The sequence below is a fragment of the Porphyrobacter sp. AAP60 genome (assembly GCF_001296025.1).
Taxonomy (GTDB): Bacteria; Pseudomonadota; Alphaproteobacteria; order Sphingomonadales; family Sphingomonadaceae; genus Erythrobacter.
On record NZ_LJHV01000009.1, the window covers coordinates 60,309 to 78,112 of the forward strand.

The 17,804-nt window shown below is 62.7% G+C and carries 15 protein-coding genes; 6 read left to right on the forward strand and 9 right to left on the reverse strand.

What is annotated here, in order from left to right; translation table 11 throughout:
* Positions 1 to 103: 103 nt before the first annotated feature.
* On the forward strand, positions 104 to 1,192 hold the full coding sequence (gene recF, locus IP79_RS09720; protein WP_054119103.1) for a DNA replication/repair protein RecF: 1,089 nt from the start codon (positions 104 to 106) through the stop codon (positions 1,190 to 1,192).
* Here recF and IP79_RS09725 read toward each other — a convergent pair whose 3' ends face one another.
* Complete coding sequence (locus IP79_RS09725) at positions 1,193 to 1,942, reverse strand: arylesterase (RefSeq protein WP_233994164.1); 750 nt, start codon at positions 1,940 to 1,942, stop codon at positions 1,193 to 1,195.
* A gap of 26 nt (positions 1,943 to 1,968) precedes the next feature.
* Between IP79_RS09725 and IP79_RS09730 the strand changes: the two genes are divergently transcribed.
* The gene (locus IP79_RS09730) at positions 1,969 to 2,676 is read left to right on the forward strand and encodes an ABC transporter ATP-binding protein (protein WP_054119105.1); all 708 of its coding nucleotides are present in this window, start codon (positions 1,969 to 1,971) and stop codon (positions 2,674 to 2,676) included.
* Positions 2,673 to 5,198: an ABC transporter permease gene (locus IP79_RS09735; RefSeq protein WP_054119106.1), complete on the forward strand. Its 2,526-nt coding sequence runs from the start codon at positions 2,673 to 2,675 to the stop codon at positions 5,196 to 5,198. The genes IP79_RS09730 and IP79_RS09735 overlap by 4 nt, the downstream gene beginning before the upstream one ends.
* Positions 5,199 to 5,229: 31 nt before the next feature.
* Here the strand turns inward: IP79_RS09735 and IP79_RS09740 are convergent, their stop codons facing one another.
* Together IP79_RS09740 and IP79_RS09745 are read right to left on the reverse strand one after the other, a co-directional pair.
* The gene (locus IP79_RS09740; RefSeq protein ID WP_054119107.1) at positions 5,230 to 5,679 is read right to left on the reverse strand and encodes an RDD family protein; all 450 of its coding nucleotides are present in this window, start codon (positions 5,677 to 5,679) and stop codon (positions 5,230 to 5,232) included.
* Between the two features lie 132 nt (positions 5,680 to 5,811).
* Positions 5,812 to 8,379: a TonB-dependent receptor gene (locus IP79_RS09745; RefSeq protein ID WP_054119108.1), complete on the reverse strand. Its 2,568-nt coding sequence runs from the start codon at positions 8,377 to 8,379 to the stop codon at positions 5,812 to 5,814.
* Positions 8,380 to 8,795: 416 nt separating this feature from the next.
* On the opposite strand from IP79_RS09745, the gene typA reads away from it, so the two are divergent.
* Positions 8,796 to 10,631: a translational GTPase TypA gene (gene typA / locus IP79_RS09750; protein ID WP_054119109.1), complete on the forward strand. Its 1,836-nt coding sequence runs from the start codon at positions 8,796 to 8,798 to the stop codon at positions 10,629 to 10,631.
* Positions 10,632 to 10,755: 124 nt separating this feature from the next.
* On the opposite strand, the gene IP79_RS09755 is transcribed toward typA, so the two are convergent.
* Positions 10,756 to 11,556 (reverse strand): outer membrane protein, encoded by an 801-nt coding sequence (locus IP79_RS09755; RefSeq protein ID WP_233994165.1) that lies wholly within the window; start codon positions 11,554 to 11,556, stop codon positions 10,756 to 10,758.
* Positions 11,557 to 11,615: 59 nt separating this feature from the next.
* Positions 11,616 to 11,810 (reverse strand): hypothetical protein, encoded by a 195-nt coding sequence (locus tag IP79_RS15485; protein ID WP_156318245.1) that lies wholly within the window; start codon positions 11,808 to 11,810, stop codon positions 11,616 to 11,618.
* Positions 11,811 to 11,839: 29 nt separating this feature from the next.
* Here IP79_RS15485 and putP point away from each other — a divergent pair, with 29 nt between their 5' ends.
* Together putP and IP79_RS09765 are read left to right on the forward strand one after the other, a co-directional pair.
* Positions 11,840 to 13,315 carry a sodium/proline symporter PutP gene (gene putP, locus IP79_RS09760; RefSeq protein WP_054119124.1) on the forward strand — a complete coding sequence of 492 codons (1,476 nt, stop codon included), beginning with the start codon at positions 11,840 to 11,842 and terminating at the stop codon, positions 13,313 to 13,315.
* Between the two features lie 112 nt (positions 13,316 to 13,427).
* Positions 13,428 to 14,168: an extensin family protein gene (locus IP79_RS09765; RefSeq protein ID WP_054119111.1), complete on the forward strand. Its 741-nt coding sequence runs from the start codon at positions 13,428 to 13,430 to the stop codon at positions 14,166 to 14,168.
* 128 nt (positions 14,169 to 14,296) lie between these two features.
* On the opposite strand, the gene IP79_RS09770 is transcribed toward IP79_RS09765, so the two are convergent.
* The 4 genes from IP79_RS09770 to IP79_RS09785 all read right to left on the reverse strand — a co-directional run bounded on the left by IP79_RS09770 (position 14,297) and on the right by IP79_RS09785 (position 17,731).
* Positions 14,297 to 14,917: a response regulator transcription factor gene (locus IP79_RS09770; RefSeq protein WP_054119112.1), complete on the reverse strand. Its 621-nt coding sequence runs from the start codon at positions 14,915 to 14,917 to the stop codon at positions 14,297 to 14,299.
* Positions 14,918 to 15,059: 142 nt separating this feature from the next.
* Positions 15,060 to 15,806, reverse strand: a complete 747-nt coding sequence (locus tag IP79_RS09775) for a peptidase (protein ID WP_054119113.1) — start codon at positions 15,804 to 15,806, stop codon at positions 15,060 to 15,062.
* 84 nt (positions 15,807 to 15,890) lie between these two features.
* The gene (locus IP79_RS09780; RefSeq protein WP_054119125.1) at positions 15,891 to 16,781 is read right to left on the reverse strand and encodes a transglutaminase family protein; all 891 of its coding nucleotides are present in this window, start codon (positions 16,779 to 16,781) and stop codon (positions 15,891 to 15,893) included.
* Positions 16,782 to 16,786: 5 nt separating this feature from the next.
* On the reverse strand, positions 16,787 to 17,731 hold the full coding sequence (locus IP79_RS09785) for an alpha-E domain-containing protein (RefSeq protein WP_054119114.1): 945 nt from the start codon (positions 17,729 to 17,731) through the stop codon (positions 16,787 to 16,789).
* Positions 17,732 to 17,804: the final 73 nt, after the last annotated feature.

Here is a 17,804-nt window from a genome sequence, read left to right on the forward strand (position 1 = left end):
CAGCAAAGCGAAAGGTTGGGAATTTACGCCAAGGGTTGGGGTGGGAGATTTTCCCAACCACACGCTGGCCAAATCGGTCTCCTGTGCTAACCGCCAAAAAGCCATGGGCCTCAGCAGGATCAGCCTCGAAAACTTCCGCAATCATGCGGCCACCACCTTAAGCGAAACCGCGCATTTCAACCTGCTGGTGGGAGAGAATGGCGCAGGCAAAACCAACCTGCTCGAAGCGCTCTCTCTGCTCGGCCCCGGTCGCGGGCTGCGGCGCGCCAATCTTGGCGATCTGGCGCGCAAGGCGGCTCCCGGTGATGCGCCGTTACCGTTTGCCATCGGCGCCAGCCTGACCGAAGCTGGCACGGTATCTGCGCGGATCGGCACCTTTACCGAAGCAGGCCAGCCCGCACGGCGGCTGGTGCGGGTCAACGGCGCGGCAGCCAGCGCTTCGAGCCTTGCAGAGTGGCTCGCGCTCAGCTGGCTGACCCCGGCGATGGACGGGCTGTTTACCGATAGTGCGGGTGCGCGGCGGCGGTTCATGGATCGTATGGCGCTCGCCATAGCGCCTGATCATGCGCGGCGGGTCAATGCGCTGGAAACGGCGCTGCGAGAACGCGGGCGGTTGCTGGAAAATGGCGGCGATCCGCGCTGGATGGACGCGATCGAGGCGCAGGCAGCCGATCACGGTGCCGCCGTTACGCGCACCCGCGCTGCGCTGGTGGCGAGACTGGTGGACGAATTATCTGCGCTTCCACCAGAACCCTTTGCCCGTCCCGCCCTCACCTATCGTCCCGGCGGCCCGTTGGACGAAACTGCCTTACGCGCCGAGCTTGCCCGCAACCGTCCACGCGACCGGGCGGCAGGCCGCGCGCTCACCGGCCCGCAGCGCGACGAACTGGAGGTGCTGATGGCCACCACCCACCAGCCCGCCGCCGCCTGTTCGACCGGCGAACAGAAGGCGATGCTGATCGCGATCACGTTGGCGCATGGCATATTGGCATCGGCCGGGCGGCCCAGCGTGTTGCTGCTTGATGAAGTGGCCGCGCATCTCGACCCCGTGCGCCGCACCGAATTGTTCCGGAGGCTGCGCGAAGGCGCGGCGCAGGTCTGGATGACGGGCACGGAACTCGCACCCTTCGATGCGATCCGCAATGAAGCCGCAATCTGGCGGGTCAGCGGCGGAAGCGCCGAACGGGTCTGATTACTTCTTGACCGGCAAGGCCTGTTCGACTTCACCCAGAGTGGAGCCGACCAGCCGCTCGATCCCGTCTGCGGTCGGGTGGATCCTGTCGGCCTGGAACAGCTCCGGTTCGCGGTAGATATCTTCCAGCCAGAACGGGATCAGCGCTACGCCATATTCCTGCGCCAGATCGCGGTAGAGCGCATCGAACTGCGCCTGATATTGCGGGCCGTAATTGGGCGGCGCGCGCATTCCCATCAGCAACACCGGCACATTTTGCGTTTTGAGGATCGCCAGCATCTTGCCCAGATTGGCCTTGGTCTCGTCCGGCGAAAGCCCGCGCAGCAGATCATTGCCGCCCAGTTCAAGGATGAGCAGATCGGGCGCTTTTTCCTGCGCTGCAAGCGTGAATTCGAGCCGGTTCAGGCCAGCCGCCGTAGTATCACCGGAAACACCCGCATTGATTACATCGGCATTCAAGCCCTTGGCCCGCAGCGCATTTTCCAGCTTTTCAGGGTAGGAATCGCGCGGATCAAGGCCATAGCCTGCAAACAGACTATCCCCGAAGGCGATGATTTTGCGCTCCGGCCCCATCACCGGGATCGCGGGCAGCGCCGCCTGCCCATCCTCGGCCACTTCGGTTGTCGTGGCGGCCTCATCAGCCTCCCCGCTGCAGGCTGCAAGCGCCAGCAGCGCCGCTGCCACAACACCAATATTCGACCAACCGCGCTTGTGCATCCGCGAGCCCTTCATACCTGTAGCTTGTTGCATGCCCTCACCTATGCCATCGGAACCCTGTGACAAGCCCCTCTCTCGCAATCAGCGCCCGCAACCTTACCCTCACCCTCGGCAGCAATGCTGCGCCGGTTACGATCCTGCGCGGGATCGATCTGGATATTGCCCGCGGAGAGGTGGTGGCGCTGCTCGGCCCGTCGGGATCGGGTAAAAGCTCGCTGATGGCGGTGCTTTCTGGCCTTGAACGCGCCAGCGGCGGCAGTCTGACCGTGGCCGGAGCCGATTTCACGGAGCTTTCAGAAGATGGCCTTGCCGCCGCACGGCGCGGGCGGATCGGGATCGTGCTCCAGGCCTTCCACCTGTTGCCGACCATGACAGCGGCGGAAAATGTGGCAACGCCGATGGAACTGGCCGGAATGCCGGACGCCGCTCCGCGTGCCATGATCGAGCTTGAGGCGGTCGGCCTCGGCCACCGCACCGGGCATTACCCGACCCAGCTTTCCGGTGGAGAGCAACAGCGCGTTGCCATCGCCCGCGCCACTGCACCGCGCCCCGATCTGATCTTTGCCGACGAACCCACCGGCAATCTTGATGCCGCCACCGGCGAGGAAATCATCAACCTGCTGTTCGCCCGCCGCGCCGAAACGGGCGCAACGCTGCTGATCATCACCCACGATGCCAGCCTTGCTGCGCGGTGCGAACGGGTTCTGACCATGGCCGATGGTGTGATCGTGTCCGATACCGCGCCTCAGGCCATCAGCGCGGCATGAGCCTTCCTCTCAAAACTGCATGGGACATCGCCCGGCGCGATCTGAATGCCCGTTTCAAGGGCCTGCGCCTGCTGCTGGTGTGTATCTTCCTGGGCACGGCGGCGCTGGCGGCGATCGGCACCCTGACCGCCGCGATCGAGCAGGAACTTGCCTCGAGCGGGCAGGAATTGCTCGGCGGCGATCTGGAGATCGAAGTCTGGCAGCGCGATCTGCGGCCTGACGAGCGCGAGGCGCTGGCCGAATATGGCGAAATTTCCAGCGGCTTCCGCTTGCAGGCCATGGCCAGCACGCCTGACGCTGCTGCGCCGATTGAACTGAAGGCGGTTGACGCAAAGTGGCCGATGTTCGGCACGCTGGTGCTGGCCGACGGGCGCGAGGTTGGCGCACCTTCGGGCATGGACGCATGGATTGCCGAAACCGCAATTCAACGGCTCGGGATTGCCGTGGGCGACAATTTCAGTGTTGGAACCGTCACCTTGAGGGCCGCTGGCGTTATCAGGGACGAACCTGATCGCCTGTCAGAAGGCTTTGCCCTCGGCCCGACGGTGATCGTGGCACAGGATGTGCCTGCAGCCGCCGGATTACTGGAACCGGGCGCGTTGTATCAAAGCAAACACCGCATCGCCTTTGCCAACCCCGCGCGCGATGCCAACGCCGCAGAGGAAGCGCTCACCAAAGCCTTCCCCAATGCCGGGTTCGATATCCGCACCCGCGACCGTGCCTCTCCCGGAGCAGACCGCTTCGTACGGCAAATGAGCGATTTCCTGACGCTGGTGGGTCTTGCCGCGCTGGTGATCGCCGGGATCGGGATTGCGGGCGGGGTTTCGTCCTATCTCGATCAGCGGCGCGGCAGCATCGCCACGCTGAAGGTGCTGGGCGCGACATCAGGCGATATTGTCCGCATTTACGCGATGCAGATCGGCGCGGCGGCGCTGGTGGGCAGCCTTGCGGGACTGGCGGTCGGCGTGCTGGTGACACCGCTGCTCGGGGCAGCGCTGCAAGGCTTGTTGCCGGTGGAAAGCGGCTTCATCATCGCCCCTGGCCCGCTGGCTTTGGCGGCAGCTTACGGATTGCTGGTTGCCTTCGCTTTTGCCGCAGCGCCCTTGCTGCGCGCACGCACCTACCCCGCGATGGCGCTGATGCGGTCGGGTGTGACACCGCTGGCGCGGGACAAGCGGGCGCTGCTTGCGACCGGCCTCGGAATTGCGGCGATCTGCGCGCTGGCGCTGATTACCACCGCGCAGCCCTTGCTGTCAGGCGGCTTCCTTCTCGGCGCGGGCGGAGCGTTGCTGCTGCTGGCGGGGCTTGGCTGGGCGATCCAGACCATCGCCCGCCGCCTGCCGCGTCCGCGCAATCCGCTGCTGCGCAGCGCCTTGTCAAACATCCACCGTCCCGGGGCACCGACAGGTTCGCTGGTGACGGCGCTGGGCTTCGGCCTTGCTGCCTTCGTGCTGCTGGCTGCGGTGCAAAGCGCGATAGATGGCAATATCCAGCAGCGCGTTCCGCAGGAGGCGCCGGATTACTTCGTGCTGGATGTGCCGCGTGACAAGGAACCGCGCTTTTTCGAACTGGTGCAGGCCGATTTCCCGGACGCAGCGATCCGCACCGTGCCCACAATGCGCGGCGCGGTGCTAGCCTATGGGCCGAAGGATGACATGACGCGGGTCGCCGATCTTGAGGAATTGCCCGAAGGCGCGTGGGGCCTGCGCGGCGAGCGCGGCCTCACCTATGCCGACACCATCCCGCAGGGCAACCGCGTGGTGGCCGGCGAATGGTGGAGCCCGTTCCACAAGGGCGAACCGCTGGTGTCGGTCGATGCCGACCTCGCCAAAGCGGCTGGCCTTAAGGTGGGGGATTACATCACTGTCGGTATCCTCGGCGTGGAACGCACCGCGCGGATTGCGTCTTTGCGGGAGATCGACTGGGAGAGCATGGGGTTCAACTTCCTGCTGGTGTTCAGCCGCAATGCGATTGCGGATGCGCCGCACAACCTTTCCGCCACGATCGACCTGCCCGAAGGCGCAGACAGCGAAGCACGCGGGCGCTTGCTGCGCGCGATGGTGAAGGAAATGCCTTCAAGCTCGGTGATCGAGGTTGGCGGCATCCTGAAAGAGGCGCGCACGATCCTGCAGCAGGTGAGCCTCGCCACGCTGGCCGCCGCGGCGGTGACAGTGCTGGCGGGCCTTGCGGTGCTGATGGGCGCGATAGCAGCGGCGCGGGCGGCGCGCACCTATGACACGGTGATGCTGCGGGTGCTGGGCGCGAGCCGGCGGCAGATTCTGCTGCTGCAACTGGCCGAATATGGCTTGCTGGCCGGCGTGCTGGCGCTGGTGGCGCTGGCACTGGGCGGCGGCCTTGCCTGGGTGGTGATCACCCAGCTGTTCGAATTCGAATGGCTGCCCGATTGGGGCGAAGTGCTCGGCGTGCTGGGCCTCGGTGTCGGCCTCGTCCTGGCCTTCGCGCTGACCGGGTCGCTGCCGCTGCTGCGAGCAAAACCGGCGCGGGCGCTGCGGGAGCTTTAAGCTCGCCGCAGCACCCGCGTGGCACGTTCATTCAGGCGAAAACATCGGGGTTGTAACCCACTTCGCCCGGCTTGCCCTTAACCACCAGTGTGCTGGCAATGTAGTCATGCAGGCCCTGCTTGCGCTCGGTAAAGGCGACCATGATGAAGCCGATCAGCAAAATCATGGCCGATGGGATTTTCGCTAGATAGCGCCCAAGTGCACGCAACGGCGAAATGCGGCGTCCTTCGGTATCAACGACGATCAGACCAAGCGCCATCTTGCCAGGCGTCGCCTGATAGGCAGAGCTTTCGAACCCGACGAAATATGCGATGCCGATGACCAGGTTCATCAGATCGCCCCAACCGTAAACTGGCGCGGCAGGGTCGGCGTCCATGAGCGGCTGACCCGAGACAAATGCAAGCACAACGCCGATGATAACCAGTGGTATGAAGTCGATGATATAGGCGAGGACTCGAATCCAGAAGCCAGCGTAATCCATAAGCGTGATCCCCCTCAAGCAAATGCGCTTTCAACGCACTCGCAAAGCACCACAATCTTGCACGACAGGCAAACGAAAAAGGCCCCGCGCATCGTCTGCGCGGGGCCTTTTCTGTCTCGTTGATGCGTCAGATCAGAACTTGAAGCGCACCAGGCCGCCATAGGTGCGCGGCTGGCTCGGGTAGCCCGAGACCGTGCCGGACTGCGCGACGCCATCGAACACCGTGATGATGTACTGGTCGTCAAGCAGGTTGCGCGCCCATGCACCGATTTCCAGCCCGTTATCCAGTTGGAAGATCATCGAGGCGTTCACCAGATTGACTTCACGATTGAAGATCCGGGTATTGCCCAGCGCCGCATTGAAGGTCGGCAGACCGTTGTTGATCGCGGTGTTGCTTTCGTGGCTGTAATCCAGACGGGTCAGCAGCTTGTTGCCGCTGGCGCCGAATTCGTGGGTGTAGGTTGCCGAGGTGGCAAGGCTCCACGCCGGGATACCGCCGGGACGAAGACCGGTCAGATCACCCACCGGGCTTTCGGTGAAGCTGTCAAACACCGGATCGAGGTGCGTGGCCGCAAAGGTGAACACCAGACCATCGGCCGGGTTGATCGTGGTATCGAGTTCAAAGCCCCGCACCGACTGCTGACCGGCATTGTTCAGCTGGAAGCCGGTGCCGGTGAACAGGAAGCTCTGGAAACCCTTGATGGTCTGGTCGAACAGCGCGAGGTTGAAACCAAAGCCCGGCCACTGCGCCTTCACGCCCAGTTCGTAAACCTCCGCATTTTCCGGCCCGGCAAAGCGCGAACCGGTGCCAAGGTTGGCAACGCCCAGCCCTGCATCGGTAATCGGCGACGACGGCGCAGCGAAGGACGAACGCCCCGGCCCCGGGATGTAATCGCCAAACACCGGACGGCTGTCGCGCGACAGGTTGATCGAGCTCGCTTTGAAGCCGGTCGCATAGCTGCCGTAAATGTTGATTTCGTTCGAAATCTGGTACGCGGCGCGCAGCAGATAGGTGAACTTGTCATCATTGGTCCGGCCCGGCTCGACAGAGTTGGGCAGGTTCAGGAACGGCGGCTGGAACTGGAACGGGGTCAGCCCGAGCAGCGTGTTGACCGCCGGGTTGGTTGCAGCACCCAGAAGCGCCTGCTGGTTGGCAGCTGGCAGCGACTGGAAGATCGCACGGTTGGTAACCGCCCCGCCCGATGCCAGCGTGATGAAGGCATCGACCAGGTTGATGTTCGACAATTCGTCAAACGACTGCTGGGCCAGCGCGAAGTTCTTCTTGTCGTCGGTGTAGTTGAAACCGGCGGTGAAGACGAGGCCGTCAGCCGGCTCGAAATCCACGGTGCCGAAGACCGACCATGCCTCGTTGCTCATCGAGAACTGTTCCGCAGTCAGCGGGCCCTCGCTGAAGATCGAACCCTGCGGCAGACCAAGCGCCTGTTCGACACCATTGAAGACCAGCGGATTGCCAGCCAGCAGGCTGAAGAAGGCCCGCGAGTCAGCCCCGGTCGTCAGGCGGCTATCCTGCGTGATCTTCTCGTCGAAGTAGAAACCGCCGAGCAGGAAGTTGATCGGACCATCGAAATCCGAGGTCAACCGCAGTTCCTGCGTGAAGGTATCGACCGTCTGATCGCGGGTTTCGGTCACCACGCGGGCGCTGGTGAAGTCTACATCCTGATCAAGGAAGTTCTGCAGCTCGCGATAGGCGGTGATCGAAGTCAGGGTCAGGTTGCCGATGTTCCAGTCAGCCTGGATCGAGCCACCATAGTTGTCGACTTCGTTGCGAGGCACCTGACTGAGGAAGGTGTTGTAGCTGAAGAAGTTGGTATCCAGCGCACCGCCGACAGCGAAAATCGCTCCGGCGGTCGGCCCGGCCACAAGGGTCGAGACCTGACAGCACACTTCGTCGATCTTGCCATAATCGCCGATGATGCGAACCTTGAAGTCCGGGGTCGGTTCGATCAGCAACTGGCCGCGTGCGGTCCAGCGGTTGCGATCCGAAAGTTCTTCATCAAGGTTGACGATGTTGGCGTAACCATCACGGCGGTTGTACGAACCGTCGATCGAGAAGGCGATGTTTTCGCTGATCGGTCCGGTGATTTCACCCTTCAGAACCAGAGCGTTGAAATTGCCATAGCTGGCTTCGACCTGACCGCCGAATTCGTACTGCGGTTCGCGCGTCACGACCGAGATCACACCGGCCGATGCGTTCTTGCCGAACAGCGTCGATTGCGGCCCGTTCAGCACTTCGATGCGGCTGACCATGTTAAGGTCGGACAGGGCAGCAGCCGAACGCGAGCGGAACACGCCGTCGATGAACACGCCGACCGAAGGCTCGATCCCGAAGTTGTTATCGCCGTTGCCGAAGCCGCGGATGATGAAGGTGGTGGCAGATGCGCTCTGCAACTGGCTTACGCGCAGCGAAGGCGTGACAGTCTGCAAATCAAGTACGTCACGGATCTGCGCGTTTTCAAGCGTTTCGCCGCTGGTCACCGAAACGGAAATCGGCACTTCCTGCAGCGTCTGCTCGCGCTTTGACGCGGTAACGATGATCTGGTTGCTGCTTTCAGGCGCCTCAAGCTCAGGCTCCTGATCCTGGGCAAAGGCGACACCCGGTGTGGCAAGCGCAAAGGCGGCAGCCCCTGCAAGCAGGGTGAATCGGTACGATCCGGCAGTGCCGGTGTTGGTCGAACGCATGGAAGCTCCTCTCCTACAATCCCGCGACCACGGCGCCATTGCTGGCATCGCATCTTGTGATGCGCTCTCTCCCGTGGCCGTACCGGGCGGGTGATAAGCCAGTGTTGCGCCAGCGACAAGCCGCCGCTCCGCGCTTTTCGGGGCCAGAACAGTGGAATGTTGCGCAAGAGTCACAGTGCCGCACCCCCTCCAATGCACCACCTGAAGCCTGCGTGCTTGCCCCGCGCGCGCTCTTGCGCTAGGCGGCGCGGCGATGTTGCAACGCAGCACGCTGCACGCCTCCGGCCCATGCCGTAGCGTCGCGGCCTGTCGCTAACCCGCCACAAACACCGCCTAACGCTCCGCGCCTTATGCGCGCTGCGCTTATCCCCTACCCGGACGCCCCGCGCCCGGCCCCTTGACCGGAAGTTTTCTGAATGTCGTCTGCGCTGAGAAATATCGCGATCATCGCCCACGTTGACCATGGCAAGACCACGCTGGTTGACCAGCTGTTCCGCCAATCGGGCACGTTCCGGGAAAACCAGCGCGTGGAAGAACGCGCCATGGATTCGGGCGATCTCGAAAAGGAACGCGGGATCACCATTCTCGCCAAGTGCACCAGTGTCGAATGGCACGGCGCGGATGGCCAGACTACGCGCATCAATATCGTCGACACCCCCGGCCACGCCGATTTCGGTGCCGAGGTGGAGCGCATCCTCTCCATGGTCGATGGTGTGATCCTGCTGGTCGATAGTGCCGAAGGCGCGATGCCGCAGACCAAGTTCGTCACCGGCAAGGCGCTGGCACTGGGCCTGCGACCGATCGTGGTCGTCAACAAGATCGACCGTCCCGATGGCCGCCCGCAGGAAGTGCTGGACGAAGTGTTCGATCTGTTCGTCAGCCTTGATGCCGAAGACGACCAGCTCGAATTCCCGGTGCTTTATGCATCGGGCCGCGATGGCTACGCCAGCGAAGATCAGGAGCGCCGCGAAGGCACGCTTGCCCCGCTGTTCGAAAAGATCATCGAACACGTGCCTGCTCCGGGCCTCGACCCTGATGCCAAGTTCAGCTTTCTGGCCACGCTGCTTGATCGCGACAACTTCATGGGCCGCGTCATCACCGGCCGTGTCCAGTCGGGCACGATCCGCGTCAATGATCCGATCCACGCGATCGACATGGACGGCAAGGTCATCGAAACGGGCCGTGCGACCAAGCTGATGAGCTTCGACGGTCTGGAGCGTGTGCCGGTGGAAATCGCGCGCGCGGGCGATATCATCGCGCTTGCCGGTCTCGAAAAGGCCACCGTCGCCAACACCATCTGCGATCCTTCGGTCAGCGAACCGATTGCCGCCCAGCCGATCGACCCGCCGACGCTGGCGATGCGCTTTTCGGTCAATGACAGCCCGATGGCAGGGCGCGAAGGCAGCAAGGTCACCAGCCGCATCATTCGTGATCGCCTGCTGCGCGAAGCCGAAACAAACGTCGCGATCCGCGTGACCGAAGCGGAAGACAAGGACGCCTTCGAAGTCGCCGGCCGCGGCGAATTGCAGCTGGGCGTTCTGATCGAGACGATGCGCCGCGAAGGCTTCGAACTCGGCATCAGCCGCCCGCGTGTGCTGTTCCGCGAAGAAGGCGGCAAGCGCATGGAACCGTACGAAACCGTCGTGATCGACGTGGACGACGAACACTCGGGCACGGTTGTCGAAAAGATGCAGCGCCGCAAGGCCGACCTGACCGAAATGCGCCCCTCGGGCCTCGGCAAGACCCGCATCACCTTCTCCGCCCCGTCACGCGGGCTGATCGGTTACCACGGCGAATTCCTGTCCGACACGCGCGGTACCGGGATCATGAACCGGTTGTTCGAGAAGTATGATGTCTACAAGGGCCCGATCGAAGGCCGCATCAACGGCGTGCTGATTTCGAATGGTGATGGCGATGCCAATGCCTATGCGCTCAACATGCTCGAAGAACGCGGCGAACTGTTCATCCCTGCTTCGTCCAAAGTCTATCAGGGCATGATCATCGGCGAGAACGCCAAGCCCGATGACCTCGAAGTCAACCCTATGAAGGCCAAGCAGCTTTCAAACGTCCGCTCCAGCGGCAAGGATGAAGCGATCCGCCTCACCCCGCCGCGCCGGATGACACTGGAACAATCGATCGCCTATATCGACGATGATGAAATGGTCGAAGTGACCCCGCAATCGATCCGCCTGCGCAAGGCCGAGCTCGACCCGAACGAGCGCAAGAAAATGCGCCGCAAGAAAGACAGCTGATTGAGCTTGGACTGATCCAAACTACGTCCGAACGAACTGGCCCCGCGCTGCTTTACGCAACGCGGGGCCAGTGGTTTGAAGGCTGCGGACCACGGCAGCCTTCTCCCCGATTACGCTCTGAAAATCAGAAACGCAGGCTCACGGTTCCCCGCAGCGCGTGGAAATCGAACTTGTCGTTCGACAGGCGCATATCGGTACCGCCCGATTCCCGCAGGAAGGGATTGGTCGCAGGCGCGGTGCCCGGGCCAACAGCGACGGTGTAATCATCGTCGTTGTAGCGCGAATAGAGGTACTCAAGCCCCAGGCCGAGGTTGCGGGTCAGCATGACTTCCGCACCGCCGCCAGCCTGCCAGCCGAACTTCCAGTCATTCTCGTTGGCGTCCGTGAAGGAATTGGCGCCGTTGCTGGTGGTGAAGCTGCGCTCGATGCGAGCGAAGCCGGCACCGCCGGTGGCATACAGCAATGCGCGACCGTTGCCCGGCGCGATGCCCAGGCGGGCACGCGCAGTGGCAGACCAATCGATTTCACGCGCGAAGGTGTAAGACGCTGGAGTGGTGCTGAAGCCGGTGGTGAATTCTTCCACGCCCGGCTTGGCGCCTTCGATCAGAACGCCGGCCACGAAAGGCCCGTCACCAAGATGCTTGTCCACGCCGAGACGCAGGGCGTAGCCTTCGCCCTGACGGTTGCCGCGACATGTCGCAGAAGCCGCACTGACGGGAGTGCCGGCGCAGAAACCGGGCGCGAAGGCATTAGCGCCGGTAACGGTGTTTACGTTGTCATTGAAGTTACCATCCCGATCGGTGTCGAACAGAATCCTGTCATCGCGATTATCTTCGGCAAATTCAGTGCCAATAGCACCGGAAACATAGACGCCGTCAAAGTAACGCTCTTCTTCTTGTGCAAAGGCTGCTGTCGAACATGTCACTGCCGCAGCGCTGCATGCGAACATGAATTTCTTCGAGAATATCATTAGGGGGACTCCGATTATTTTAATCTTACAAGCAATTCATTCAAGATTGCCGGAGCATAATCAAAGCCGGGATCGAATGTTCCAATCTTCCCGAAACCTTTTTGCAGGCTGTCGCTGCGCGCCCTCGCCTGAACCGTGAGACGTGCGGCAATCGGGGTGAGACCTTTGCGCAATGATGGCGCGGGTATATCCGGTTGACGGGTGGCCAAGCGGACGCGGGCTTGTTACCCCTGCGCGCATGAACGCCTATACCCTTGCCAGCCTCGCCGCTTACTTCGCTCTCATGATTGCAATCGGGCTTTATGCATGGCGCAAATCAACCGGGGATTCCGAAGGATACCTGCTTGCCGGGCGCAATTTGCCGCCTTCGGTGGCAGCGCTGTCCGCCGGGGCGAGCGACATGTCGGGCTGGCTCCTGCTGGGGCTGCCCGGCGCGCTGTATGCAGCCGGGCTGGTGGAGGCGTGGATCGGGATCGGCTTGTTCTGCGGTGCGCTGGCCAACTGGATCCTCGTCGCCCCGCGCCTGCGCGAGCAGACCGAGCGGATCGGCAATGCGCTCACCATTCCGCAATTCCTTGCCAACCGCTTCCCCGAACGGCGTATTGCGCTGCGGGTAACATCGGCAGTGATCATCGTTGCCTTCTTCACCGTTTACACCGCCGCGGGGCTGGTGGGCGGGGGCAAGCTGTTCGAAACCGCGTTCGCAGGCATCCTGCCGGGCACTATGTTCAGCGATTACATGATGGGCATCCTGATCACCGCCGGGATCGTGTTGGCCTACACCATGGTCGGAGGCTTTCTCGCCGTCAGCCTGACCGACTTCGTGCAGGGGCTGATCATGATGGGCGCGCTGGTCCTCATGCCGCTGGTGGTGATGTTCGGCAGCGGCGGCGAGGCGGGCGCCAGCCTGCTCGAAGTCCCGGTCGAAGGGTTTCTCGATCTTACTTACGGGTTGACCGCCATCGGATTTATCAGCGCGGTGACATGGGGGCTGGGCTATTTCGGCCAGCCACATATCATTGTGCGCTTCATGGCGATCGACAAGGTGAAAAACGTCCCGCGCGCGGCTGCTTTCGGAATGGGCTGGATGGGCATTGCCCTGATCGGTTCGATCGGCCTTGGCCTTGCGGGCCGCGCCTATGTCGAACGTAACGGGTTGGTGATCGACGATCCCGAAACGATCTTCATCGTGCTGGCGCAGCTATTGTTCCACCCGGCGATCACCGGCTTTCTCTACGCCGCATTGCTGGCTGCGATCATGAGCACGATATCCTCGCAGCTGCTGGTCTCTTCCTCCTCGCTGACTGAGGACTTTTACCGCCTGTTCCTGCGCCGCGATGCGTCTGAACGCGAGGCGGTCAATGTCAGCCGGGTTGCCGTGGCGCTGGTGGCGGTTGCCGCGTGTCTGCTGGCGAGTGATCCCAACAGCGAGGTGCTGGGTCTCGTCTCCAACGCCTGGGCGGGATTTGGCGCGGCTTTCGGACCGCTGATCCTGCTGGCGTTGATGTGGGACCGGATGACCGGCGCAGGCGCGGTGGCGGGGCTGGTAACCGGCGCGGGCGTGGTGGGTGCGTGGATTGCCATGGGATGGAACGCATCCTTTATGGGCGGCCCCGGTCTGTACGAGATTGTACCCGGTTTTGCTGCCGCCATGATCGCGATCATCACTGTCAGCCTGTTGACCCAGCCCAAGGCAGAACGCGGCGTGGCTTAAACGCCGACAGATCACTGTGCGCCTACGCAACCTTCCGGAGGTGCCAGTTATTGATCGCAAAACCGCACTCGTTTCCGGTGTGTTAACCATTCCTGGGTGATAAGCCTTAGGTATGACAGGCAAGGCAGCACTTCGCGGTTTGACCATCCTGGCCAGTGCGCTGGCTCTTGCTGGGTGCGGTTCGCTGATCCCCGGTGGCAGCAGCGGCGCAGCGCCGGGCACTGCCAGCCGCAGCCCCGGCCCGATTGCCCGCACCCCGGCCCGCCCTGCCACCAGCATCGGATCTGCCCCGCAAAGTTTCGTGCCGCGCCCCGAAGACCAGAGCTGCCTGTCCGATCTTGGCGCAAGCGGCGCGCAGTTCAATCCGCTGCCCGATACCTACGCCGCGCCCGGCTGCAACAAGCTGGGCACTGTCCAACTGATGGCACTGGCCGGTGATCGCGCTCCGCTGGGCATCAGCAATCTCGGCCCCGTTCGCTGCGGTACGGCCAAGGCTTTCAACGATTGGGCGCGCTTCGGTGTCGACCGCGCAGCGCGCCAGTTGCTGGGCAGCCCGGTCGCACGGATCGAGACCATGGGCAGTTACGCCTGCCGCAATGTCGCCGGAACCGCGCGCCGTTCCGCCCATGCCAGCGCCGAAGCGATCGATGTTTCCGCCTTCGTGCTGGCCAATGGTCGGCGGATCGTGCTGAAACGCGATTGGCACGGCGGCGATGCGCCGACGCGGGAATTTCTGCGGGTGGTTCACAAAAGCGCGTGCAAACGGTTCGGCACCGTCCTCGGCCCCGAATTTAATGCCGCGCACGAGGATCACTTCCATCTGGAAGGCACAGGCGGCAAATTCTGCCGGTGAGCAACTCTTCGCTGACCTGCGCTTCCCATACGAAGGCCCCGGCACGATCATTCGCACCGAGGCCTTCCGGGGGTCAGGTTAGTCCAGGATCTGCCTGACCATTCGGGAAATCGCAGATTGCAACGCGGTTAGGCGTGCATCTTGGGTTCCAGCTTGGCTTCCAGCTTCAGCCGCACGGCTTCTGCCGCGTGGCGGGCACCCAGTTTGCTCATCATGTTGGCGCGGTGGATTTCCACCGTGCGCGGGCTGATATCGAGTTCGCGGGCGATGGCTTTGTTGCTGCTGCCTTCGGCGAGCCAATCGAGCACTTCGCGCTCGCGGGAGGACAGTGTCGATATGCGGTCACGTGCCTCGATCATCCGGCGGCGGGCAGCGCCGAACTGTTCCGCTTCCTTCTCGATCCGCATAAGGCAGCGGGTGAAACGTTCAGGATCGAGCGGCAGGGCGAGGTAATCGAGCGCACCGGCCTTGATCGCTTCTACGATGCGGTTGGGGCGCGGCTGCACATCGACTGCGATCAGCGGCAGCCAGACGCCAAGCCTGCCAAGCCGTTCAAGGATCATGTCGACCCCGCCATCTTCGGGCGTATCGCGCGCCACGATGATGCCTTCGCGCGGCGGATGCACTGCGAGTTCGGACAAATCGCCGTAAACTTCGCTGTGGTGGCCCAGTGCAAAGCCCACCCGCGCCAGTTCGGCACGTTGGCGGCTGCACGAATCGATGAAGTGGAGGGATGCTTTGCGGTTCATACGTAAGTGTCTGCGACACTTGTAAATTTGTTGCACGCGATAGCGCCGCCGTTCCGGAGGATTTACCCTTACCGCAGCAGGGCAACCCGCTGAAAATACTTAGGTAAAATCCTCCATAACGGAGACTATAACCTCCAGCCGGTTAGTCTCTTGCGGCAAAAGAGTAAGACGGCAGCGAATGGAACGCCGATCGCAACGCATTTCCCCACCCCGAAGAGATCGCATCGAAATAGGGATCTTCCGCCGTCACGCGATTTTCGTGAATGGCGGCGAAGGCGTCCTTGCCGATCACCAGCAGATCCAGCGGCAGGCCCACTGAAAGGTTCGCCTTCAAGGTAGAATCGAAACTGACCATCAACAGCTTCACCGCATCCTCGAAGCTCATGGCGCGATCATAACCGCGCAGCAGGATCGGGCGGCCATACTTGGTTTCGCCTATCTGGAAGAACGGCGTGTCCCAGCTGGCTTCGATAAAGTTACCTTCCGGATAGATCATGAACAAGCGCGGTTCCATCCCGGCGATCTGCCCGGCGACGATCATGGTCGCGGTAAAGCGGCCCTTGCCGCTATCGCCATTGATGCTTTGCGCCGCTTCGATCGTGTTGCGCAGCAATCGTCCGATTTCGGTCACAACCTGAAACATCGTCGGCCCTTTTAGCAGCGCATTGTCGCGCTCGCTCGGGGCTTTGGTGCGTTCTTCCAGCTGGCTGATCACCGCCTGGGTGGTGGCGAGGTTGCCCGCAGTCATCACTGCGATCATGCGTTCACCCGGCACGCTCCAGTGGAACAGCTTGCGGAACGTGGAGATATTGTCGACGCCCGAATTGGTACGGGTATCGCTCATCAGCACCAGACCCTTGTCGAGCACCATGCCAACGCAATAGGTCATGCTGTAATAGTCTCCGCTTCGGTGATGATGCGCGCCCTAGCGTGAATGGCGGCGCGGCGCAAAGTCCGCATTGCCAGCCGAGGGTTACTGCGAGGTCTGGGATTGCCCCTGGGATCGCCCCGAGGATTGACTTTGCGACTGGCCCGGCTGGCTTTGCTGCTGCCCTGCCCCCTTGGCTTCCACTGCCACGCCCACGGTCAGCACCTCTTCTGCCGAACCGACGCTGATGCCGGTGATGGGCGCGGCATCGCGGTAATCGCTGCCGGTTGCCACCCGCACGTAACGCGGATCGGGGCATATGCCGTTGGACACATCGAACCCGACCCAGCCCAGCCCTTCGACATGGGCTTCGGCCCAGGCGTGGGTGGCTTCCTGTTCGATGCGGTCGTTCATCATCAGATAACCGCTGACATAGCGCGCCGGAATGCCGCTGGCGCGTGCGGCGCTGATGAAGACGTGGGCGTGATCCTGACACACGCCTGCTGCATGGCCCACCGCTTCTTCGGCGGTGGTGGCCGAATGGGTGCGCCCGGTCTCGTATGCAACCCGCTCGCGGATCAGGGCCGAGAGCGCGTGGAGGAAATCGATCGGTGCTGCATCGACCGCCCCCTGCACCTCGCGCAGCATGGCGCGAAGCTTCGCACCGGGGCGCGTCAGCGGCGTCTGCCGCAGAAAGCTCCACAGCGGCAGGTGGCCCGAATGACGGCCGATCACCCCGGCGTTATCCTCGGTCTCCACCGTTCCGCAGCACGTCACCGTCACCTCACGCGCGCCCGGCGCGATCCCGATCAGAGTGACGTGGTTGAAATGCTGATCGTCATACTGAAGTTCGGCATGGGCGTTGTCGAAGGTCATCTGCCAATCGAGGATGCGCTGGCCCTGCGTTTCCTTGGGGGTCAGCCGCAACCGTTGCAGCGCGTGCACAACCGGCTGCGTGAAGGCATAATGGGTGGTGTGCCGGATCGAGAGGGTCAGCTTGCTCATGCCTGAAACCGGTAATCCTGCGCAATCGCCTGACTGATTGCGGCATTGCGGGCGAGAAAATCGATCAGGAATTCATGCAGCCCCTGCTCGAAAATCTGGTCCACGGTGAGATGGCTGATGCGGGTATCGGAATCGCGCATCAGGGCGATGGCGCGCCCTTCCTCGCCATGCAGCCGCGCAAGCGCGCCCAAGCAATCACGCAGCGCATTGCGGCAAAAGGCAAGGCTGCGCGGAAACCGATCATCCAGCACCACAAATTCAACGATTCCGCGCGCTTCGATCTGCCCGGCGTTGAGCCAGCTATAGACCCGCGCGCCCGCGACCGATCGCAATACCTGTTCCCATTGGCCGGTATCGAGGCTCGATCCCACGTAAGAGAGCGAAGGCAGCAGGAGGAAATACTTCATGTCGAGGATACGCGCCGTGCTGTCCGCCCGTTCGATAAAGGTGCCTGCGCGGCTGAAATGATAGCCATCGTCGCGAAGGATCGAACCGTCGAAGGCGCCATGCACCTGCGTGCCGGCACGGCGGATCGTGCCCAGCACCTCGCCCACCGCCATCTGCCCCACCGGCCGGGCAAGCATCGTATCGAGCTTCATCCAGTTATCATTGACCGCTTCCCAGAGATCGCTGGAGATATTGGTACGGGCCGTGCGGGCATTGCTGCGCACTGCACCGAACATTGCGCGGACATTGCCGGGGTTCGAAGGCCCGCGCAGCACGAAGTTCCACACGGACAACCCGTCATAACCATCATGCAATGCGTCATAGGCACGCTGCAGGCCGAGGGTCGCGATGACCGAGCGCCATTCAGCCTCCGCCGTCGCCAGATCGCGGGTCAGTGCCATCCGCAACGCCGCTTCGAGCAGGCGGGCGGTGTTCTCGGCCCGTTCGAGATAGCGGAACATCCAGAACAGGCTGTTGGCGGTGCGGCCTAGCATCCTCCCCTCCCGCTTGCGGGAGGGGCCGGGGGTGGGCACGAAATCCCACACCGGCCTGTCACTTGCCCCCCCC